Origin of the sequence: Luteitalea sp., from assembly GCA_009377605.1 — a bacterium.
Taxonomy (GTDB): domain Bacteria; phylum Acidobacteriota; class Vicinamibacteria; order Vicinamibacterales; family Vicinamibacteraceae; genus WHTT01.
This window is the reverse complement of record WHTT01000053.1, coordinates 15083-38159: the sequence shown is the minus strand read 5'-3', so window position 1 is coordinate 38159 and position 23077 is coordinate 15083. Positions and strand designations below refer to the sequence as shown.

General features: G+C 64.2%; 14 protein-coding genes. 5 read left to right on the top strand and 9 right to left on the bottom strand.

Features of this window, described 5'->3' with window-relative positions; all coding sequences use genetic code 11:
- The first annotated feature begins 62 nt into the window (after positions 1-62).
- Complete coding sequence (locus GEV06_17580) at positions 63-1058, top strand: bile acid:sodium symporter family protein (GenBank protein ID MPZ19710.1); 996 nt, start codon at positions 63-65, stop codon at positions 1056-1058.
- Positions 1059-1100: 42 nt separating this feature from the next.
- Here the strand turns inward: GEV06_17580 and GEV06_17575 are convergent, their stop codons facing one another.
- The gene (locus tag GEV06_17575; GenBank protein MPZ19709.1) at positions 1101-2213 is read right to left on the bottom strand and encodes a tetratricopeptide repeat protein; all 1113 of its coding nucleotides are present in this window, start codon (positions 2211-2213) and stop codon (positions 1101-1103) included.
- A gap of 177 nt (positions 2214-2390) precedes the next feature.
- On the bottom strand, positions 2391-5822 hold the full coding sequence (locus tag GEV06_17570; GenBank protein MPZ19708.1) for a carboxypeptidase regulatory-like domain-containing protein: 3432 nt from the start codon (positions 5820-5822) through the stop codon (positions 2391-2393).
- 151 nt (positions 5823-5973) lie between these two features.
- On the opposite strand from GEV06_17570, the gene GEV06_17565 reads away from it, so the two are divergent.
- From GEV06_17565 to GEV06_17550, 4 genes are all read left to right on the top strand, one after another.
- On the top strand, positions 5974-7104 hold the full coding sequence (locus GEV06_17565) for a hypothetical protein (protein MPZ19707.1): 1131 nt from the start codon (positions 5974-5976) through the stop codon (positions 7102-7104).
- Positions 7105-7298: 194 nt separating this feature from the next.
- On the top strand, positions 7299-8687 hold the full coding sequence (locus GEV06_17560) for a glycosyl hydrolase (protein MPZ19706.1): 1389 nt from the start codon (positions 7299-7301) through the stop codon (positions 8685-8687).
- 9 nt (positions 8688-8696) lie between these two features.
- The gene (locus tag GEV06_17555; GenBank protein ID MPZ19705.1) at positions 8697-9521 is read left to right on the top strand and encodes a 3-ketoacyl-ACP reductase; all 825 of its coding nucleotides are present in this window, start codon (positions 8697-8699) and stop codon (positions 9519-9521) included.
- 483 nt (positions 9522-10004) lie between these two features.
- Positions 10005-10679, top strand: a complete 675-nt coding sequence (locus GEV06_17550; protein ID MPZ19704.1) for a molybdopterin-dependent oxidoreductase — start codon at positions 10005-10007, stop codon at positions 10677-10679.
- On the opposite strand, the gene GEV06_17545 is transcribed toward GEV06_17550, so the two are convergent.
- The 7 genes from GEV06_17545 to GEV06_17515 form a co-directional block, all read right to left on the bottom strand.
- Positions 10511-11251, bottom strand: coding sequence for a hypothetical protein (locus tag GEV06_17545; GenBank protein ID MPZ19703.1), 741 nt, complete (start codon positions 11249-11251; stop codon positions 10511-10513). The two genes, GEV06_17550 and GEV06_17545, sit on opposite strands and share 169 nt — an antisense overlap.
- 166 nt (positions 11252-11417) lie before the next feature.
- Positions 11418-12611: a hypothetical protein gene (locus tag GEV06_17540; GenBank protein MPZ19702.1), complete on the bottom strand. Its 1194-nt coding sequence runs from the start codon at positions 12609-12611 to the stop codon at positions 11418-11420.
- Positions 12612-13188: 577 nt separating this feature from the next.
- Positions 13189-14556 (bottom strand): mandelate racemase/muconate lactonizing enzyme family protein, encoded by a 1368-nt coding sequence (locus tag GEV06_17535; GenBank protein MPZ19701.1) that lies wholly within the window; start codon positions 14554-14556, stop codon positions 13189-13191.
- Positions 14557-14667: 111 nt separating this feature from the next.
- Positions 14668-16008 carry a glucose sorbosone dehydrogenase gene (locus GEV06_17530; GenBank protein ID MPZ19700.1) on the bottom strand — a complete coding sequence of 447 codons (1341 nt, stop codon included), beginning with the start codon at positions 16006-16008 and terminating at the stop codon, positions 14668-14670.
- Positions 16009-16229: 221 nt separating this feature from the next.
- Positions 16230-17453 carry a tetratricopeptide repeat protein gene (locus tag GEV06_17525; protein MPZ19699.1) on the bottom strand — a complete coding sequence of 408 codons (1224 nt, stop codon included), beginning with the start codon at positions 17451-17453 and terminating at the stop codon, positions 16230-16232.
- Complete coding sequence (locus tag GEV06_17520) at positions 17360-19147, bottom strand: CRTAC1 family protein (GenBank protein MPZ19698.1); 1788 nt, start codon at positions 19145-19147, stop codon at positions 17360-17362. The genes GEV06_17525 and GEV06_17520 overlap by 94 nt, the downstream gene beginning before the upstream one ends.
- A gap of 200 nt (positions 19148-19347) precedes the next feature.
- Complete coding sequence (locus GEV06_17515; protein ID MPZ19697.1) at positions 19348-22809, bottom strand: TonB-dependent receptor plug domain-containing protein; 3462 nt, start codon at positions 22807-22809, stop codon at positions 19348-19350.
- Positions 22810-23077: the final 268 nt, after the last annotated feature.

Genomic DNA, 23077 nt, shown 5'->3' with positions numbered 1-23077 from the left:
TCGGATAGGATCCAGGCGCTCACGTGCCCCCCTACTTGGTCCATGTCGCACAGGTCTTCAGGATGGTTTCGACACTCGTTGGATTGATCGTCATCGCTAGTCTCGCCGGCCTCGCTCTGTGGGTGGGAACAACCCGTCGCTTCTCTGGTCTTGCCTTCACCTGCTGGGTCTGCACGGTCGTTGCAGCGGCGCTCCTCTATCCCTCGGCGTTCATCTCGTGGGGCGGCTATACCTTGACCAATCTCATCGTCCCGCTCATCCAGATCATCATGTTCGGGATGGGGACGACGCTCAGCGTGGCCGACTTCGGACGCGTGCTGGTGATGCCGCGTGCAGCCCTCATCGGCATCGTCTTGCAGTTTGTCATCATGCCGCTGACAGCGCTGACGCTGGCGAGCCTCTTCGGCTTCGAGGGAGAGGTGGGTGCCGGCATCATCCTGGTCGGCGCCGCGCCCGGCGGGGTGGCGTCGAACGTGATGACCTATCTGGCTGGTGGCAACGTCGCGCTGTCAGTGACGATGACCGCGGTCTCGACCCTGCTGTCGCCCATTATGACGCCGCTGGCGATGCAAACGTTGGCGGGGCGGTTCGTGCCGATCGACTTCTACGAGATGATGATGTCGATTCTCTACATGATCATTCTCCCCATCGTCGCCGGCCTGGTGGTCAACAGCCTGCTGCGAGGACGGCAATGGATACACCGCATTCTCCCCATCGTTTCGATGGTGGCGATCTGCATCATCCTCGCAATCATTACCGCGAGCTCGCGAGACGCGCTGCTCGCGGTCGCGGTTGCGCTCTTCACCGTCGTGGTGCTGCACAACGCCATCGGCTTCCTCTTCGGCTACTGGGGGGGACGGCTCTTTGGACTGGACGAGGCGAATTCGCGGACGGCGTCGATTGAAGTGGGAATGCAGAATGCGGGTATGGCCTCTGGCCTCGCAATTAGCGTGCTCCACAGTACCGACGCCGGCTTGGCGGCAGCCATCTTCGGGCCGTGGATGAACGTCACCGGGTCGATACTCGCCTCGTTCTGGCGTCAGCGGTCGGCGAGGTAGCAGAGGAACCGGGTACCTTTTCCACGAGGGGACACTGACGGACTACTCGGGCTTCTTGGCGCCAGGTTGCTTGGCCTGGATCTCGCGGTTCAACTGCTCGACGATGGCGCGCTCGCGGTCACCGTCTTTCTTGCGCTTCAAGCGATAGTAGACCGTCGCTAGGGAGACGTGTGGCTCGAGCCACTTGGGCTGCTCCTCGACGAGCTGCTCCAGCATGCGCTGCGCTTCGACCACCTCGCCGACGGCCATGTGCAAGGTGGCAACTTGATACCGCGTCGCAGGATCGCCTGGGCGCGCACGGAGGGCGCGCTCCAGCAGCTGCGTGGCCTCGTCGAGCTGTTGGTCCTCCTTGGCCAGAGAGCCGAGGTTCAAATTGGCCTCGTAGTCATTGGGATCGGCCCGAAGCGCCGCTTCGAGCTCCTTCCGCGCGAGATCCCGGTTCCCAGTCGCCAGCAGCGACAGGCCGTAGTACGTGTGAACGTCAGGAAGGCTTGGATCGAGCGCCACGGCTTTGGCGAGCTCCTTGGTCGCGCCGGCGAGATCGTGAACCTCACGCATTGCGACACCCATCAGCAGATGCGCTTGGGCTGACTCGCCGCGCCGCATGATTCGATCGATGAGCAGCTGGCCGTGGTCCGGATGGCCACTTCGCAGGTATGCCATCCCGAGCACGTACGCAATCGCAAGGTCGTCTCGGTGTCGCGGCTCCAAGGGCTCGAGAATCTTGACGACCGCGTTGTATTCACCAAGGCGCAGATGACAGTCCGCCTGGAGTAGTGTCGCCTGCAGGTTGTCAGGCTGAATGGCTCGAACCCGCTCGAGCTCTGCCGCAGCCTCCTGGAACTGCGCCGCTTTGTGGTGCGCGATTGCAAGGTTGAGCCGTACGGCGGCGTTTCCCTCGTCGATGGCGAGAGCACGCCGGTACTGGGCAATCGCGTCTTCGTAGTGTCCGAGCTGAACCAGGACGACCGCCAGGTTCGAGCGGCCCGCGAGGTTGTCCGGTTGCTTCGTCAAGAACGCTCGATACGCGCTGGCGGCCGCTTCGAGCTGACCCTGCTGCTGCAAGGCGACCGCGCGCTGGAAGAGCGTGAGCGGGTTGCTGGTCTGCTGTGCTGTGGCTGCCGCGCCGCCGAAGTACCCAACCACGAAGGGCACCAAGATCAAACCACGAAGGGCACGAAGGGGTACACCACGAAGAACACGAAGAGCACGAAGAAGATCAATTGTCTTCTTCGTGGCTTTCGTGTCCTTCGTGGTTGAATTCTTCGTGGCCTTCGTGTTCTTCGTGGTGTAACCTTCGCGCCCTTCGTGGTCCTCATCCCTGCGACGAGGTTAGAAGGTGTACCGCAGCGCAATCTGGACGATTCGGCGCCCGAACTTGTTGTCTTCTGGTAGACGGCCGAAATCGGCGTTCACCTGTTCCCCTTGATCGTAGTTGAGCGTGAGATTCGTGGCTTGATCAGCGGCGCGAATCGGGTGATTGAAGACATTGTACGCCGCAACCCGTACCTGAAGACGATGGTCGCCCCGGCCAATGGGGATGTTCTTCATGAGCGAGAGGTCGTGGTTGAGATAAGCCTGGGTCCTGATGTCCGGAAAGATGTAGGCGCCATTGTTGCCCGGAGAGGGCGGTCCGAAGCAGCTCGGGTTGAACAGGAATCCATCCGGCACATCGTCTCTCGGATCACAGAGGACCACCGGCTGCGCGCGGACCTGCGGCGAGCCTGTGATTTGCGTCGCATTGATCGGTGTGCCGTCGGCCAGCGTCCCTTGAATGTCGAAGTTGCCAAGAATGGGCGCACCGCTGATGAACTGAGAGATGCCAGCCACCTGCCAGTCACCGAGCAGCGCGTTGAGCATGCGGTTGCCCTGCAGCTCGCCGAGCTGCCAGTTGTAGGCGATTGAGGCGACGTGCCTCCGGTCGGTGCCAAGGACGCCGTAGTTGAACTGCCGCGAATCCAGGATGTACTCGGACCCGGTTCGCGAGCCGCCGGGATCACCCGATCGAATGCCCAGGCTCTTCGAGAACGTATAGCCGCCCGTCACGCCGAATCGGCCCGTCTGCCGCGTCAAGAGCGCCTGGAGGCCATGGTAGTTCTGATACATGCTGTGGCGGTAGACGTTGAGGTCACCGTACTGAGGGCGCGGTCGATAGTCGTCCGCATTACCTTCCGGGTCGTTGAGCATCGCGCCGAGCGGCACAGCATTGAGGTTGGCGAGATCGAAGTTCATCAGGTCCCGACTCTCGTTGCCGACGTAGCTCAGCTCGAGGTTCATCGACCAGGGCAGTTTCTGATTGACGGTGGTGCTCCAGGAGTACGTGGTTGGCTGCTTGTCGTCGTTGATGTCGAGCGCGCTCCCACCGAATACGATGGAGCCTCCACCGAGCCCTTCGAGGCTTCGGAGCGTGCGCGGCTCGTCGTTGAAGCTGAATGCCCGCACGCCGTTCGCGAGGTCGATGGCTTCGGGGAACGGCTGCTGCGCATCGTGCCACTTGAAGACGCCGAAGCCGCCACGGACCACGGTGGCGCCTGTTCCACGGACGTCCCAGGCAACGCCCACACGCGGCTGGACGAACAGCGAGGAATCCACACCGCTAGTCGGGATCGAGCCGTCTATCGCGTTCCAGACCAGACCGGGGAACGCGCCCGCCGGCGCATTGGGGTCGTAGCGGTTCTGGTCCCACACGAGGAGGCCCTGTCCTTCACGGTCGTACCATGGACCGATGAACGAGATGCGGGCGCCGTAGTCGACCGTGAGGTTGGGGAACAGCCGCCAGCTGTCCTGGGCGTACCCTTCGACGCGGTTGTAACCGATGTTGTGCAAGACGTTTTGGGTCTGTTCGTTGTAGGACCCGATTCGACCGAGCAGAAGGTCGGCAAACGTGTTACCCGTGCTGTGGCTCAGCGTGTTATTGAGGACGATGTTGCCATTGCTGTTGCCGTTGCCTGGCTGGTTGTTGGTGACATGCTCGAAGAAGAAGCCGACCTTCACGGCGTGCGTGCCGAACACCTTCGTCACGTTGTTGAGCGCTGCCACCTGCCACTTCGTCGCGAAAAGCACCGGATCGAAGCCGCCAGGATTGAAGACCATCGGACCGCCAGAGCCGGCGTCGATGGACGGAATCTGGTCACTCTCGCCGAACACCCCGCTGTAGGGGTAGCCGAGCGCCTGGCGCGAGATGCTCTCCGGATTCGTGAACTCGTTGGGGAAGTCGATGTACGTGACCGCGAAGATTGTCTCGTTGGTCAGCGACGGGCCAAACACCTTCGTCAAGCTGGCGGTCATCGAATCGGATCGATTGTTGGCCTCGATCGGCGACGGATACGGCACCTGCCGCTCGCCGTTGCGCCACCACAAACCGATCACGAAGGGCTGTGTCTCGCGCTGCATGTTGTAGCGCACGAACAGCTTGGTGCTGTCACTGATATTGGCGTCCACACGGCCAAGCGCCTGATAGCCGTTTTGATCGACGAGCAAGTTGTCGACGTAGTTGAACCCGCCGGTGGCGTTCGCGTCGGCATTGGCCTGGGGAAAGAGGTCCAAGAGCACCCGACCGCCGGGATCGATCTCGCTACTCGGGATGACCCCTCCGTCGACGCCGCTTGGCACGCTGTTGACGAAGCTGCCCGATAGCCCGAGATTGGCCGCCTGGCTGAAATCGCCCTGACGCATGGCGTCGGTCGGGACCCACGACTTGATGAAGCCGGTGTCGAGCCGCTGCTTGAAGTACTGATAGCCAAAGAAGAAGAAGAGCTTGTCGCGGTTCTCGTTGAGCTTCGGCACGACGAGCGGTCCGCCCACCGTGAAGCCGGGATAGAAGAACTGGTTCTTGATCTTCTCGGCATCGATGCTATTGGCGAACCATTCATTCGAGTTGAGGTGGTAGTCGCGAATGTTCGCAAAGGCCGCGCCGTGGAAGCTCTGACCGCCTTGCTTGCTGACCACCGACATCGCCACGGGCCCCTTCGCATGCTCGGCGCCGAAGTTGGACTGCAGCACCTTGAACTCTTGGACGAACTCCGAGTTCGGGTTCACCGAGGTGGCACAGTTGCAGCCCGGATCCGCCCCCGGCGCACCGTCGATCGTAATGTCCAGCGCCTGCGTCCGGGTGCCGTTGCCGCTGAAGTTTCCGATCGCGCTTTGATTATTGCTGCCGCCGCCTTGATACTCGCCGTTCCCGTTGATGCCGTAGACCTCTCCCGTGAAGCCGGGACGATTGGTCGTCGCGTTGGTCACCGGCGTCATACCGGGCAGGATCCGCAGCACCTCGGCGGAGCTCGTCCCAATGATGGGGAGCTCCTCGATCTGCCGCGCCGTCAGGGTGGCGCTCTTCTCGCCGGTGGTCAGGGGCGTCAACGAAGTCTCGGCGCTCACCGTGATGGTCTCGCTCAGCCCGCTCACGCCCAACGTCACCGTGCGGACCGACCGGCGGTCGCCAGCCTGGAGCGCAATCCCGGTAATCTCTGCGGTGGTGAAGCCCGAGAGCTCGATCGTGAGCGTGTAGGTGGCGGCCGGCGCGGCCGAGAACGTGAAGAAGCCGGCCTCGTTGGTCACGGTAGTCCGTGGGACACGCGAGCCTTCGTTGGTGAGCGTCACGGTGGCGCCCGGCAGCACGGCGCCGCTGTCATCGACCACCGTGCCACTCAGATCGGCCGTGAAGCGCTGGGCCAAGGCCGTCCCTTCGGAGGCCCCCAGCAGTGAGACGGACAGCAGGAGCGGGACGCACCAGCTCCGCCGAGACCAAGAACATCTTGCGGCCATCACGTTCCTCCCCGCAAAAACGTGCACGTCACCCTGCAGCGCAGTAAGTGAAACAATCGAAGATATAGTGATTTTATACTAGCTGGGACGGTCGAGGTAAGGTACGTTACGGTTCTTTGCCTACCGCTTGCAGGCGAAAAGGGCTGTGGGAATGGCCTCAATCGAGAAACGGCGCCGACCGAACGGGCGGTGGCGCTCGCCGCGTAGACAAGGCGAAAGCAAGCCGACGATCCTCGGGCCGCGGCTCCTGTCCGCGGTCAGCCTGGTGGCGCTGACCCTCCTGTCGTTGGGCTCGCTCGGCGACGCGTTGCTGGCGGTGACCTCGGGCCAGGAGACAAGCCGTTCGTTGCGATTCTCCAGAAAGCAGCTCATGGTGGGCCCCTACGAGAGTGCGACGGTGGGTGACCTGAATCGCGACGGGCACGTAGACATCGTCTCGGGCGCCCACTGGTTCGCGGGCCCCGATTTCGTTCCACGGGTCTTTCGGGCGAACCACACCTCCAAAGACTACGTGCGCACGAACAGCGAGCATGTGTACGACGTCGACCGAGACGGTTGGCCGGACATCATCGGCGCAGCCTGGGACGAAGAGGGCATCTATTGGTTCAAGAATCCGGGCAACAGCGCCGCCGAGCGCGGCGCGCCGTGGGAGATGCATCTGCCGTGGGAGGCGCGTCGGTTGGCGAGGACCCGCGGCACCATGGAGATGTTCGCGCTGCACGACTTCGATGGAGACGGCGTCGCCGAGCTCTACTCGGCCAACTATCGGAGAGAGGCGCCGCTCGAGGTCTGGCGGTTCACGACAGGTCGAGACGAGATGCCCATGTTGCAGCCCTTCGTGCTGGGCGCTGAAGGCGGCAAACATGGGTTTGCCTTTGGCGACGTCAACGGCGACGGGCGTGAAGACGTGCTCACGGAGATCGGTTGGTACGAACGGCCCGAAGGCGATCCGTTCGTGGGCCCTTGGACGCTCCATCCAGAGACGGCGCTGCCGCATCCCAGTTGCCCGTTCGTCGTGACTGACCTGAACGACGATGGGCGTCTCGACATCATCTTCGGCCGCGGTCACGATGTCGGCCTGTATTGGTGGGAGCAGCTGGCGCCGAAGCCCGACGGCACCACCGTGTGGAAGCGGCACGTCATCGATGAATCATGGTCGCAGGCGCACGCGCTCGCCCTGGCGGACCTCGACGGTGACGAGGAGGAGGAGGTCATCGCCGGTAAGTGCATCTGGGCGCACGAGGGAGACGACCCGGGGGCGGGGGATCCGCCTGCCGTCTAGTACTACAAGTGGGAGAGATCGACATTGACCTTCATCCGTCATACGATCGCGGCGCCAGGTGAGAACATCGCGCTCGGCAGACAGTACAGCGTGGTCGATCTAAACGGCGACGGGCGGTTGGATCTGACCGCCCCGAGCGAGCTGGGCCTCTGGGTGTTCTTCAATCTCGGGTATTGAGCGGCGAAGTCCACACGATGATCGATCTGGAGAGCGCGCCAACGCCGCGTGGGTTGGTGCCGGGAATCGAGCGGATGTTCCAGCTGTCCGCCGAAAAGATCCGGGCACTCGAGCGGGGCTGGAACCCGGACGACGGTGCACCGGTCTTCACGGTCGAGGGCCGCTACACGGCCCGCGGCTGGACGGAGTGGACCGAGGGGTTTCAATTCGGCTCGGCTATCCTCCAGTTCGACGCCACCGGCGAGCGCGAGTTCCTCGACCTGGGGCGCTCGCGCACGGTCCAGCGAATGGCGCCGCACCTCACGCATGTCGGCGTGCACGACCATGGCTTCAACAACGTCAGCACATACGGCAACGTGTGGCGCCTCGCTCGCGAGCAGCGGTTCGAGGCGAGCGCCTGGGAGCGGCGCTTCTACGAGTTGGCGCTCGCCGTGAGCGGCGCCGTGCAGGCGCGACGCTGGACGAAGCTGCCTCAGGGTGGGTTCATTCACTCCTTCAACGGGGCACATTCGCTGTTCGTGGACACCATTCGATCCCTGCGCGCATTGGCGCTGGCCCATCTGCTCGGTCATCGCCTGATGGAGGAACAGGACGCCCCGGTCAGCCTCCTCGAGCGGCTCCTGCAGCATGCGCGGGCGACTGCCGAGTTCAGCATTTACTATGGACGTGCACGCGACAGCTACGATGTGCGCGGCCGCGTCGCCCACGAAGCGCTTTTCAACGTGGCGAACGGATCGTACAGAGGTCCCAATAGCCAACAGGGCTATTCGCCGTTCACCACATGGACCCGTGGCCTGGCGTGGGCCATCCTCGGCTTTGCGGAGCAGCTCGAGTTCCTGGCGGTCCTGCCAGACGAGGCGCTCGAGCCCTTCGGCGGTCGGGGCGCGGTGGAGGACTGGATGCTCGAAGCGGCGCGCGCCACGAGCGATTACTACATCGACGGCGCTGCCGCCGCCGACGGCGTTCCGTACTGGGACACTGGCGCACCGGGGCTCGCGGCGCTCGGTGAGTGGAGGGCACGCCCGGCGGACCCTTTCAACGATTGCGAGCCGGTCGACAGCTCGGCCGCCGCGATTGCTGCTCAGGGCCTGTTGAGGCTCGGGGCCTATCTCGGCGAGCGCGGAAACGATGGCGAGCCGTATCGACGCGCGGGCCTGCGGACGCTCGCCACGCTCGTCGACGAGACGGGGCCGTACCTCAGCACACAGCCGGCACATCAGGGCCTGCTCCTACACTCGGTGTATCACCGGCCGAACGGCTGGGACTACGTCCCGCCTGGGGCAAAGACGCCTCGCGGCGAGTCGAGTCAATGGGGCGACTATCACTTGCGGGAGGCGGCGCTCTGTGTGCTCCGCCTCGCGCGTGGCGATACGTATCTGACGTTCTTTGGACCGGTTCCGCACTGAGGCTGGGTGATGCACGGCGTGCGTAAAGGGAAACGGAGTCGCGAGCAATCACCGGGAAAGCGCAGCGAGCGTGTCGCGATCGTGACCGGCGGCACGCGAGGGATCGGTCTCGGCATCGCGCGGGCGCTGGCGCGTGACGGGTGGGACTTGGTGCTCTGTGGCATGCGACCGGCCGCGTCCGTGCGTGCAGTTATCAAGGAGCTCGAGCAGTACGGGGCGCATGTCCGTTACTACGCGGCCGACCTCTCGCGTGCCGAAGATCGCGCTCGGTTGATCGAGCGGGTCCGCAAGCGCTACGGCGTCGTTCACGCCCTCGTCAACAACGCCGGCCGCGCGCCGCGCGTCCGCGCTGATTTGCTCGAAGCCACCGAGGAGAGCTTCGAAGAGGTGCTGCGCACCAATCTGTACGGTCCCTACTTCCTCACGCAGCAGCTCGCCCCGTTGATGGTGACGCACAAGCAGAAGGTGCCCTCTGCTGTGTGTGCGATTGTGTTCGTGACGTCGGTGTCGGCCGAGATGGCCTCGCCGAACCGCGGCGAGTACTGCGTGAGCAAGGCTGGTCTTGCCATGGCAGTGAAGCTCTTCGCGTCACGGCTGGCGGAGCATGGCGTCCCGGTCTACGAGGTCCGACCCGGCATCATCGCAACGGACATGACCGCAGCCGTGCGCGACACCTACGATCGCCGGATCGCCGATGGGCTCGTCCCTGAACGGCGATGGGGGAGCCCGGAGGATGTCGGTCGTACCGTCGCGGCGTTGTTGCGCGGCGATGTACCGTACGCCAGCGGCGCTGTGATTCATGTGGACGGCGGCCTCTCGATCCCCCGTTTGTGACCGATCCTGCGGACCTCCGCCGCAGTCTCGAACCCTCGAGAACCCGAAACGGCCGCCTCGGCGAGGCGGCCCTACCTAGGACAAAAACATCGACGTCGACGATGATCCGACAGAAAAGTCGATCCCACTCAGAGTACGGACGCTGAGGGGAGCCGCCACCCTTCGAGATCCCCGGTCAGGGCGCACGATCAAGACAATTCTGTCGCCTATTTCCGGCATCAACCACAGCGTTGTGCCGCCCTCGATCCCCATGGGCCTTGCCGGTAGCTCCCTCGATCATGCGTGAATGCCCGAAGAATGGGCACTCTCGGGCCATTCCACAAATAGGCGCGCGCACGGCACGGTGCTTGCTGCTCCGGTCGGTAGCGGTTAACGACCGATGTAGACAACAACGTGATAGGAAACACCGGAGAGCCCACCGGACCGGTGCTGGAGCGCGCCGACGTCGCTACACACTGTCCTTACTGCGCCTTGCAGTGCGGTATGCGCCTCACGCGGGCAGCATCCCGCATTGTTGTCGCGGGTAACGACGAGTTCCCCGTGAATGGCGGTGCGCTTTGCGTGAAAGGCTGGACCGCCGGCACAACGCTCGATCACCCCGACCGTCTGCTCACACCACTCGTTCGTGGCGTCGATGGCCTGCTCGTTCCCGCGAGCTGGGACGCGGCGCTCGATCGTGTGGCGCGCGGCATCCAGAAGATTCAGGCATGCCATGGCCGTGACGCGGTCGGCCTGTTCGGTGGCGGTTCGCTGACGAACGAGAAGGCGTATCTGCTCGGCAAGTTCGCGCGCGTCGCGCTTGGCACGCCACACATCGACTACAACGGTCGCTTCTGCATGTCGTCCGCAGCGGCTGCGGGTCTCAAGGCATTCGGTATCGATCGCGGCCTGCCGTTTCCGCTGGAGGACATTGCCGGCGCCGATGCGATTCTACTCGTCGGCAGCAACCTCGCAGAAACAATGCCGCCGGTGCTCCGCTATCTCGACCGTCACCGCCGGGGCGACGGCGCTGTGATTGTTATCGATCGGTCGAACCCGAATCGTCGCTCCCAGAACGCGTGGCTGAGCACCGCCACGGCACGCCCGCCGGCCACATTGTCGTCAGTGTCGACCAGCACGCGACCGAGCGCGGCAGGGACACGCATCGCGCCAAAGTAGTTTGCGGAGACGGCCTCGACGATGCAGTGTTCCGGATCGCCGCTGCCAACCATAAGACGACTCTGCTGGTGGTTTCCCCCAGTAAACACCTCGGCGCGCGGGTCGAGCGTCGCCCGAAGCTCACCAAAGAATCGGTAGGAGAAACTCGCGTCCGAATGGTCGCCTTGTCCGTCGAAAGACACGAGGCGCGCGAGCTGGTTTGGGCTCGGGACGGGCAGTGCCCTGAGCAACGCGGCTCGGATGACGGTATACACTGCGGTGTTGGCGCCGATTCCCAATGCCAGTGACAGCACGACGGCTGTCGAAACGACGGGCGTGAAGCGCAAGCTACGCAAGGCGTAGCGAGTGTCCCAGAGCACGCTCTCTACCCAGGCCGTCGCCCTGACGTCGCGGCACGCACCTTTGATCTGCTCCGTGCCTCCAAATGCGAGGCGAGCCTTGCGGCGCGCCTCAGCCTCAGGAAGACCGCGCCGTGTCAGATCAGCAACCTGGTGCTCCACATGAAACCGTAGCTCCGCGTCGAGCTCGCGCTCGAGCCGATTTCGCCTCAGGAATCGTCTCCACCATCTCATCGGACCTTTTCCTCACACGGGAATTCGGGAGCTCCGACAGTACTTAACGCTTCTACATATATCTTCATATAGGTAGAAGGTCAATGTGTCAAGATTGACTGCCTCCATTTTGGCCAGGTGGAGCGGCACGTGGAAGATCGCCAACGTACCCTGGGAGCTCAAACCGTCACGGCGACGCGCGCGTGGTTGAAGGACTCATTTGATACAGACCGATTTGGGACGCACTGACGGGTTGGCGCGAACTCTGTGCCAGACTCGTTTCGAAACGAGTTACGTGCAGCGACGCGCCGAAGACAGGGGCCATTTCTCGGACGCGCGTCACATGCCGGGGGCCGAAGTCGCGCACGGCCTCATAGGCATTGTGGTGTCTGCAGCGGAGCTCCAAGTTATCGACCGACGCCTCACCCCCCTTCGCATACGGCCTGCGGTGATGGAATTCGAGGAACCCGCGCTCCAGGCACCGCCTACCGCTGGCGCTGACGAAGGCGCACTGGCCGCCATCGCGGACCCAGACGGTCCGCTTCACCGCCGCCGGGATGTACCGCGATCCTGGCGCTGTCCCGCGACCTTGCTTCGGCCGGTCCGTGGCCGCGTGCTTCGTCCGGGCGCACTCGGCGACGAGGAGGGCCAAGGCACGGTCGAAGATGACCCCGGGATCGCCGTCTGGGATGACGTGCCGGAGGAGCGCTTGTGCCTCCTGCAGCTTCGCGTACGTCTCGGCGCTGATGGTGAACGACACCTTGTAGCGCGCGGGCGCCAGCGGCGCGACCACCGCGGGGCGCGTCGGCGCGGGCGCCGGCGGGACCGACGTCTCCGCAGACGTCGCGGTTCCCCGCTGCGCCTCACCCTCGTCGGTCATGTGTTCCCTGCTGGCACGCCCCTGCGTGGCGGACGCCGCGTCGGGCGGTGCCGGCGTCGGCAGTTTTCGCACGACACTCGGCACATCGGGCTGCGGTTGCAACCGGGCCACGATCTGTTCGACGTCGCGCCGACTCCGATGCCGGGCCTCAGCCAACAGCGCCGCGTGGTTCGCATCGGTCAAGTGCGGCGCGAGCAGTCGAATCGTGGTCAGGGTGACCGCGCCCGCCCAGAGCTGCTCCAGGATGACGGGAAAACGGCGCGCGGCGCGCGCAACTTCGATCCGGTCGTACGCGGCGTGCTCCGAAAGACGCAGGACGGCGACGCAGTACGTAAAGAGCGAGGCACAGCCTTCGGCCAGGTAGAGGCGTCGGGCATCGAGCTCGGCGAGGGAGGCGATGAGGCACGCCGTGGCCTCTCGTTCACAGGCGGCGAGGCAGGCCACCTCGCGGAGGAGATCCTGATCGGAAAGATGATCGAACGAGGCACATGCAGTCGTCATGCTCCATTGTACAGAGCCGAATTTCGAGCCGCAGCACGCGCCCCTGGCGCATGCGATCGGCCAAATCCCCGTTCGCAGTCGACCTCACGTCCGAACGCGGCCTCTTGGTCAACGTGGCGCTCACAGCGGGCCATTCTCACGCGCTGCTGCACAAAAACGCAGCAAACCCAAAGATCTTGTCAAGCACTTTCTCGGCCTCACACCCCTTTTGGTGAAGAATATCGCTCCCGAATTACACCCGCACGACGATGGAGACATCGCGGCCACGTCTACGCGGGGACGAAGGGGTTACGCGCGAGGAACATCCCGAGTGAACAACACCAGCCCGGCAGATGTCGTCAGGGCACCCGCTGAAGTCGAGCGCATGATGATCACGGACACGGGGCGGCAGATCGGGTGTCTTCATCTCACTGGCGGTCCGGAACGAGTTCTTGCGGGCCGAGGCACGCTACTGGGCCCCGGCCCCACGCCCTTCGACTCCGCTCAGGGCGGCCGAGCGAGCGAAGCGAGTCGAGGGGCGACGGCTCACTCAGCGCACCTCCGGCGCGGAGAGGGCACAGCACGAATCTTGCGCAAGCTAGCTCCACAACCGATCGTTCGTCCGCATCTCGTCCCACTCGGGCGTCGGGTCGAAATAGCCGCTGTCTGGACGCAAATGCTGCTTGACGACCTCCTCGTTCAGCTCGACGCCCAAGCCAGGAAGCTCCGGCACGATTGCGAAGCCCTTCTCGACGAGCGGCTTCGGGCTCGTGACGAGATCCTCCCACCACGGGATGTCCATGGAGTGGTGCTCGAGCGCGATGAAGTTCTCGGTCGCCGCGGCGCAATGCACGTTTGCCATGAACGACACGGGCGAGCCCGCGAAGTGCATCGCCATCGCCACGCCGTGCTCCATGGCGTAGTCGCCGATCTTCTTGGTTTCGAGGAGACCGCCGGAGCTGGCGAGATCAGGATGGATCATGTCGACGGCGCCCATGTCGATCAGTTTGATGAACTCTTCCTTCAGGTAGATATCCTCGCCCGTCAGGATGGGAACCGTTGTGCTGTCCTTGATCTGCTTCATCAGCTCGCCAAGCTGCCACGGCACCATGTCCTCCATCCAGGCAAGATTGTGCTTTTCCATGGCTCGCGCCAGCTTGATGCAGCTGTTGACGCCGATATGCCCGTAATGATCGGTCGATAGCGGGATCTCGGAGCCAACGACGGTGCGAATCTCTCCCACGTAGTCCGAGAGCCATTCGATGCCCTTGTCCGTAATCTCGATGCCGGTGAACGGGTGCATCACGTTTTGGCTCCCACGGTACTCGTAGCCGAGCGGCATCGAGAGCGTTCCTGGAATGTCCCTCAGCAGGCCGATGCCGAAGTCCTGCTTCAGGAACGTGATGCCGCGGTCCATACGCTCCTTGAGCAGCTTGCCCTGCTCGGTTGCGTCTGCCCCTTGCCTCGTGTCGGCATAGAGGCGAACGCGGTCTCGGAACCTGCCGCCGAGCATTTGAAAGGCAGGCACGCCGTAAGCCTTGCCCGCGAGATCCCACAGCGCCATCTCCACACCGCAGACGCCGCCGGCCTGTCGCGCGTGATGACCGAACTGCTTGATCTTGCGGAAGATCTTGTCGACGTTGCAGGGGTTCTCGCCGAGAATGCGGCTCTTGAGGAACAGGGCGTACTTCTCGTGCGCGCCATCGCGGACCTCGCCGTAGCCGGAGATCCCCTGGTTGGTGTCGATTCGGATGAGCGGGCACGTCATCGGTGCCTTGACCACGACCGCCGTACGCAGATCCGTAATCTTGAGGTCGGAGGGCTTGGATGCCGTCTGTACGTTCTGGGTAATGGCCTCGAGGCTCTCGTCCGTGACGAGACTGGCGGCACCGAGGCCGGCGGCGCCGACGCCGAATGACTTGACGAAGCTCCTGCGATCGAACAAGCGTGAGACGGATGTTTTCATCGGTTCCTCCTGTCAGCGCGCGGCCTACTTGTCCGCCGAAGCGCAAGCGCGAAGGCGGAAACCACGCGCGACGGTCTCGTTGTAGCGCACGTCAGGCCCCTCGGCCCACTCCTATTGCGACGGCACCAGCCGGACGATGCGCCCCGGCATGTTGAGGGCGACGTACAAATACCCGTCGGGACCGGTCGCGACATCGCGCACGCGGCCGAGCCCCTTGAACAGAACCTCCTGGTGCACCACGGTTCCTCCCTCGATCCTGATGCGACGTAGCTCCTGATGCGCGAGTGCCGTGGCAAACATGTCATGCCTCCAGCGGGGAAAGCGATCGCCAGTGTAAAAGGCGATGGCGCACACCGCAATCGATGGTGTCCACTGGACCACTGGCTGCTCCATGCCGTCCTGGGTCGTACGATCCGTGATGGGTGTGCCGTCGTAGTTCATCCCATACGTGATCGTGGGCCATCCGTAGTTCCGTCCCCGCTCGACGCGGTTCAGCTCGTCGCCACCGCGCGGCCCGTGCTCCGCCGCCCAAAGGTCGCCGGTGATCGGGTGAAACGCCAAGCCTTGCTGGTTGCGATGCCCGTAGCTCCAGATGCTTGCGAGCGCCCCAGGGCGATCGGCGAAAGGATTGCCGTCTGCCGGCCGACCCTCGTCATCGACGCGATGTAGCTTACCGTAAGGGCTCGAGAGCTCCTGCGCGTCGCCGTCGTGCCCGCGGTCACCAATCGAATAGAAGAGGTGACCACGTTGGTCGAAGAGGAAACGGGAGCCGAAGTGCGTGTTGTCTTCCCAATAGAGCTCGGGCGACGGCTGGAACAGGGTCTTCTGGTCGACGAGCCGATTCTCGCGTAAGCGCGCGCGAATGATTCTCGTGGCAGAGGTGCCTGGCGTGCGGCCTTCCTCACTGAACGACAAATAGATCCAGCCGTTGGCCGCAAACTGCGGGTGAGCTTCCACATCCATCAGGCCGCCGTCCTGCTCCTCCCAGACCGGCGGCACCCCGGCGATGGGCTCGACCAAGAGCCGATCCCGCTCGATGATTCGCAGCCGCCCCGGCCGCTCGGTCACCAGCATCCGTCCGTCGGGGAGCCATGCGATGCCCCAGGGGTTGTCGAGGCCATCGGCTACGAGCTCGATCTTGAACGCGTGCCTCTCGCTCTGGAGTGTCCCTTTCGGAAGCGGCGCAGGCGCGCCGCGCCGGGCACCCGCCGTCGTCGGATCACGTTCTGCCCGTTCCCGCTCTTCGCGGATATAGATGACCAGCGCGCGGATCTCCTGCTCGCTCAATGCCGCCTTGAATGGCGGCATCGCAGTCGACGGCCGCCCATCCCGAATGCTCTGCGCGATGCTCTCATCGTCTCCGCCGAAGTTCCACGTGTCGTCTAGCAGGCTGGGCGCCTGGCCCCCGGCGAGGGTCGGTCCGTGGCAGCTGGAGCACAGCTCCGCGTACATCGTCTTGACGTTCCGTTGGGCGGTGGCCCCTTGCGAGGGCGAGGGGCCCAGGGACGAGGGGCCCAACTCGTCCGCCGACTTGTCCGCCGAAGCGCGAGGCGCGAAGGCGGAAGCGCGAAGCGCGAAGGCGGAAGGCCCCTCGCTACTACGGGCCCATGCTAGGACGCCGCAGAGCAAGACAATCGCTATCACCCGGACGAGGATCATGGTAGGCCTCATGATTATCGCGTCACCGCCCGCTCGCGCGCGACCTCACGAGCCTTCAGGCGACGCGCTTCGTCGAAGTGACGGGCGGCCGCCTCGCCGTCGCCAGCACGCTGATGAGCCTGCGCGAGCAGGTACCGGATCGACGCGTCTTCCGGCTTCGCGCCCGCAGCCTTGTCCAGGTGGCGAACTGCCTCGGAGGGAGCCTGCTGGCGGAGCAGCACCTTGCCGAGTAGCGCCCGGGCCTCGACGAGGCCGGCATCCAGTAGCAATGCCTCTTCGAGGCGCTGTCGCGCTTGGACGAGACGACCGGCCCGCTCCTCGATCCATGCGAGATAGAAGAGAGGAGCGCCGTCGCGTGGCGCGTCTCGCTGGGCTCTTTCGAACGCCTCGCGCGCCAGAGCCTCGTCACCCACCGCGAGCTGGCTGATCCCCACCGCGAGCGAGGCGCCCGGCAGCTCGGGCTGCGCGGTGCGCGCCGCCTCGAGCGCAGTGATGGCTTCGCGGTGTCGGCCCTGGCGCTGAAGCAACAGTCCCCGCAGATGTTGCCACAGCGGCCGGCCGCCAGGGCTCGTCGAGAGCTGGGTCGCGACTTCGTCGACCCTTGGATCCCCTCGTGCGGCGTAGGCGCGTCCGAGGGCGAACAGGATGGCTGGATCCTCTTCTGCCGCCGCTCGCGCCACTTCGAGATGTGGGATGGCCTCCGCCTCGCGTCCCGCATCGACCAACGCGAGACCGAGGAGCTGTCGAACGTGCAGGGAGGTGCTGTCGCGCGCCAAGGCCTGCTCGAACGTGTCGACCGCACGTTCGATCTCGCCGGCCCGGAAGTGCGCCAAGCCCAGATTGATGCGAGCGGCCTGGAGGTCTGGCGCAATGGCCAGCGCACGCTCGTAGGAGGCGACGGCCGCAGCGTACTGGTCGAGTCGGGCGAGCACCACCCCAAGATTGGCGTGAGCCGCCGCCAGCTCGGGCGCCGCCTCGATGGCCTGCTGGTATGCCTGCCGGGCTGCCTCCCATGCCCCGCGCTCTTGCGCTGCCACGCCACGGCGGAAGCTGGCCAGCGCTCGGTCGTCCAGGGCCTGCGCGGAGGCCGGGGCCGGCAGCACGGCCCAGACCACGCAAAGCCACAGCACTCTCCAACATCGTGTCATGGCGCTTGCGCTGAGCCGCTGCCCTGGACCAACGTCACATGTCGATCGATCCCCGGCACGGAGAACGCTTCCTCTTCTCCGCTTGGCCATCGGACGGTGATCGACGCGATGCGCGTCATGCGGCCCAGTCCCACGTGCACGGCGAGGTCCGATTGCGAGCAATAGCTTCCACCGCTCATGACATCGCGGCGCCAGCTCATGTCGCCCGCCCTGACGGTTACCGACGCCCCAATGGCGTCGCGCCGGCCGCCGGGAGCGCCCACCAGCCGGAGCGACAACCAATGGCCGGCGGTCGAGACATTGTGCAGCAGCGTCGGCGCTCCATCATGGTTGTTCAGGACGACATCGACCCGCCCGTCGCGATCGAGATCGCCAAACGCCGCGCCCCGGGCCGATACCAGCGTGGCGAGCCCGCCACTGGGGGCAGCGGGCACCTCCTCGAAGCGCTCTCCGCCGCGGTTGCGGAAGAGAAGGGGGCGCTGCGCCCAGGTCATGCCCCAGTCGAACCGATCAACCTGTGGATAGAGGTGCCCGTTCGCCACGAACAGGTCCAGCCAGCCGTCGTTGTCCACATCGAGAAAGCCGGTGCCCCAGCCGAGAAACGGCATCGTCGGCAGGCGAAGGCCGCTCTGCGCCGTGACATCGACAAACGAGCCGCGCCCATCGTTGCGCCGAAGCGTGTTCGAATCGTCTGAGAAATTCGTGATGTAGGTGTCGAGGTCGCCGTCGTTGTCGTAGTCGCCGATGGCGAGTCCCATTCCAGCCTGCTCGCGTCCCTCCTCGTTGAGCGCGAAGCCGGAGGGAAATCCCACCTCCTCGAACGTGCCGTTTCCACGGTTCCGGTACAGGTAGTTGGGCGTGGAATCGTTAACCACCAGCAAGTCGAGCGCCTCGTCTTGGTCTACGTCGGCCCACGCCACGGCAAATCCATAGTAGCGCTCGGCATCGGCGACGCCAGCTTGGTCGGTCACATCGACGAAGCGTGAGCCCGTATTGCGGTACAGGCGATCGGGCGCGCCCTCGAGCCCGCGCGGGCCGCACATGACGGACTCGCCGCGATACGAGCAAGAGGTGCGGCCATCCGAAAGCTCGGTTGGCGTCGGCGGGCGGCTCGCGTCCACATCGACGTAGCCGGCGACGAAGAGATCGAGCCGGCCGTCACGATCGTAGTCGCCAAAGCTGGCGCCGGTCGACCAGCCTCCGCCCGCGACGCCCATCGCTGCCGCCACATCGGTGAAGGTTCCGTCTCGGTTGTTGCGATAGAGGCGGTTCTCGCCGAAGTTCGTCACGTAGAGGTCGAGCCAGCCGTCGTTGTTGAAATCGCCCGCGGCCACGCCAAATCCCCACCGCTCGTTCGCCACGCCAGCGCGGGTCGTGATGTCGGTAAAGGTGAGATCGCCGTTGTTACGAAGCAGCATTGCGTGCGGCGCGGCGGTGCTGCCGTCGAGAGCTTCGACGGTGCTGCCGTTCAGGAGATAGACGTCCAGCCAGCCGTCGTTGTCGATGTCGACGAGCGCGACACCCCCGGACGGAGCTTCCAAGATGAACTGTTTTTGGGGAGAGCCGGAGACATGGCGAAACTGCTCCAAGCCGGAGCCGCGCGTACGGTCTTCGAAGACGACGGGCGCATCTTCGACGAACCCACCCGCTGTGATCGGTCGTGATTCCTTGTCCTTGACCGGTGCAAACACACCGGCCGTGCTCGCGCCGCCAGCGGGGGAGCCGGGTGGGGTCTGGGCCAGGGCAGCGCCGCCAACAGCGGCGATTAGCAGCAGGGTGAGCAGGTGAGGGAGTGATGAGGTGACAGGGTGAGGGGGTGAGGGGGTGACAAGGTGATGGGGCGGCTCGAGCGTACGCGGCTTTGCTTCGAGGGAAGAGCCCGCGTCGTTCGCCTTCCACCCCCGATTACCGAACCGCCCCGTCACCTAGTCACCCCATCACCCTGTCACCCTGTCACGCCCTGCCCCCACCGCTTCAGCCCGCCTCAGAAGTAAATCTTCAGCCCCGCCTGAATTTGGCGTGGCGCGCGAAACGTCGTGACCCGGCCCGTGTCTTCGCGGGTCGCACCCGTCACGGCTTGACCAGCGTTGGGGACGTCGATCCCCGTCTCGATGCCGTCGAACTGGACTTGATTGAACGCGTTGAACGTCTCGAGCCGAAACTGAATGGTGACGCGGTCGTTCACGCGCGTGTTCTTGAAGAGCGAGATGTCCCACTGATTGATACCGGGCCCTCGCAGGAAGCCTTTGGGCGTGGTGCCGAGCGTACCATCGGCTGGCCGGCCGAACGCGAGGGGATTGAACCAGGTATCGCGCGTTTTCTCGGCAGGATAGAGATCACCGCCGAGGTGCTCCGCGCGCACGCCTCCGCCGGTCGTTCCGGGGTTGCCGTTCGACGTAATCGTGAGCGGCGTGCCGCTCCAGAACCGGCTGACGCCGGAGATCTGCCAGCCGTTGAGGAGCACCCGGCCGATGGCGTTGTCGACCCACAGCGTCCCGATGTCCGGCAGCTCATATACATAGTCGAGGGTCAGCATTTGCAACCGGTCGAATCCCGCCAGTCCCCACTGGCGCTCGAGATCCAAGAAGTAATCGATCGTCGTGCCGTCGGCGTCGACGTGGCTTTGTGCGCGAGACAGCGTGTAGCCCACGTTTGCGGTGAAGCGGTCGCCAAAGCGGCGGGTCAGGCGTGCCTGCAACCCGTGGTAGTCGCTCTCCGCGCCGAATTCGACACTGGTCACGTTTGTATAGCCCAAGAAAGGACGTACTGCGTCGTTGACTCCACCAGGGGGCGGATTCGCGATCGTGGAACCGAGCGGGAGCTGATTGATGTTTCGCTGATAGGCGAGGTTCGTGCCTCGGTTGCCGATGTACGACGCATCGATTGCGAAGTTCCACGGCAACTGGTGTTGCACGCCCGCATACCACGAGTACACGCGGGGCGGATGTCCCTCGCGGGCGACGCCTACCGTGCCCACCGGGAAGCGCACGCCGGCGCTCACGAGCTCCGGGGCGATGTCGTCGACGTTCCCGCCGAAGAGGCGAGGCGTGTAACTGAGCGGCGGGCTGCCCAAGCCGTCGAAGTTCAGGGTGTTCTGGCGGAAGCGCTCGTAGAAGATGCCGACGCCGGCCCTGACCGCCGTCTGTCCGTCGCCCTTCACATCCCAGGAGAGGCCCGCGCGTGGTGCAAAATCGACGGTGTTCTCGATGCCTCCTTTCGGGAGACCCGATGAGCCTTCCTCGACCATACCGTTGAACGGATTGCCCGTGCCGGGGATGACACTGCCGCGCAGCACGCCGGCTCCAGTGAAGATATCCACGGCCTGAGACGCATCGTAGGCCTCTGGCACGAAATAGTTCTGCAGAAATTGTCCGGTGGAGTATGTCGGACCAAGATACGAGAGGCGTAGCCCGTAGTCCAGCGTCAGCCGTGGGTTCACGCGCCATGTATCCTGCACGTAGCCTTCGGCCCCGATGTACCGGAAATCACCGTAGTAGATGCCGTCGGACTGTTGATAGGTCGTGTAGTTGCCCAGCAGCAGATTCGCGAGGCCATAGTTGGTCTCGTTGATGTTCTGCTCGTTGGGATTGAAATCCAAGTTGCCCATGGTCCACGACGGCTGCTGCGCTTTGAACGCCATGTTGAAGAAGATGCCGGTCTTGTAGGTGTGCTCGCCCCGCTGCCACGTCACGTTGTCCGTGATGGCGATCTCGGGCGCTTCGGACCGCCAGGTCAACGGAAACGGGCTGAATGCGCAGCTCTCGCCGCAGTTGAAGTTCGGGAACTTGTTGTACGGGTTCACCGGTCCACCGTGCGCCCCGACGGGGTAGAGATCGCCCATGGTGAAGCCCAAGAGATCGCGATCGTAACGATCCGTCGGCAAGTCCTCGAATTTATCCACCACCTGATCCAGATTCGTCACGCCGATGATCAGCTCGTTGGTGACGCTCGGTGAGACGACGTTGTACAGGTTGAACGAGTAGCTCTGTCCTGGCTTCTCCCGGAACATGGGGATCACAGGGAAGGTCTGGGTCGAGAAGATACCGCGGGGTTGTCCCTCCCGCTGCGAGTCGAGCACCATGCGGAAGAACATGCTCGTGCTCGCGGATGCCTGATAGTCGACGCGCAGCACCTCCTGATCCTTGCTGAACTCGTTCACCACGTCGAAGGGGACCCTGAGAAGCTGGGGCGTGCCAGGAACCGCCTCAGCGCTTGATATATCCACTTGCCCATATATTTGGTTCAGAACGTTGAGGAAGCCCTGCGCATTGCCGTTCCACTCCGACGTCGGAATGATGTTGTTCGGATACGGCTCGCCCCCAATGATCGCGTTTGCAGAGTCCCGAACGATGGTGCCCGGCTTGAACACCGTGCCGACATTGAGGTTCGTCCCTTCGAAGGTCACCGGCGTGCCATCGTCGTTGAAGCGCAAGAGCCGCCCGAAGTCGCCGTTGAGGAGGTCCGGGTGCAGGACTTCGAGAATCGATTCGGCGGGTCGGTCCGCACGGGTCGACTCGTGGTTGAAGAAGAAGAACAGCTTCTTGTTGCTCGCGCTCGAGATGCCGGGAATCGGCACCCAGCCTCCGAAGTTCCCGCCCGCCTGGTTGTAGTCGAGCGGCACCCGCTCACCGGTCAGTGAGTCGTGCGGCACGGCGTCCCACTTCCCATCGCGGCGGAATCCGTACAGCGTGCCTCTGAATTGCTGTCCTCCGCTCCTGGTGGTCGCCGTGATGAGCGCGCCTGGATTGCGGCCGAACTCGGCGTTGTAGCTGGAGCTTTGGAGCTTGAACTCACCGACGGCGTCCAGGCTGAGCTGTGTGTACTGCCCATCGTTTGCGCCGGTGTCGGTGTTGGGCGTTCCGTCGAGCATGACGTTGTTCATGCTGTCGCGGAGCCCATTGACGTTGAAGCCGGTCGTGGCGTTGAAGCGAAGGAGGAACCCGGTCTCGTTGGTGGCCACGCCCGGGAGGGTCTTGAGCAAGGAGGTGAAGTCGCGGCCGTTCAAGCTCAGCTCGCGGACCTGCGTATCCGAGATCGTGTAGGATTTCTGGCTCGTCCCGGTTTCGACGACCGGCATCTGAACCTGCACCTCGACGGTCTCGGTGACGGCGCCTACTTCCAGTGTGAGGTCGCCCAGCTCGAGCACCTGGTTGGGATCCAGCACGAGCTCACCGCGCTCGACGGTCTTGAACCCGCTGAGCTCGGCGCGCACCGTGTAACGGCCGCGCAAGAGGGCCACGAGCTGGAAGAACCCGCTGGCGTCCGATGTCGTCTCGCGCGTGACGAGCCCTTTATCCTCGTCTATCGCTGAGACCTGCGCGCCGGGTATGGCGCCGCCTTGCGCGTCGACCAGTCGTCCTTGAATCTGCGCACTCTGCGCCCAGGCGGTCGCCGCAACGAGCCAGGTCGCGGCACCGGCAGCAAAAATTCGTCGAAAGCGTCCCATTGCAGACGACTCCGGTCAGGAAGGGTGCGGTCTGGACGCCGCTGCCCGTTGATGGCTATGCGTCCACACGCGCGACCGGCTCGGGCCGCCCGGGCCTCGGCAAGATCGCGGCGCATGCATGTGCTTGTGTGTTCTGCTAGCTTCGTATGTACCGCACAAGAGGAGAAAAGGGAAGGTACAATACGGCTCTTTGCGGCATGATCTGGCCCGATTCCGGCACCGCGCTGCACTTCTCGGACGTATAGCGCGCGCGGCCTTCAGGCCGCGC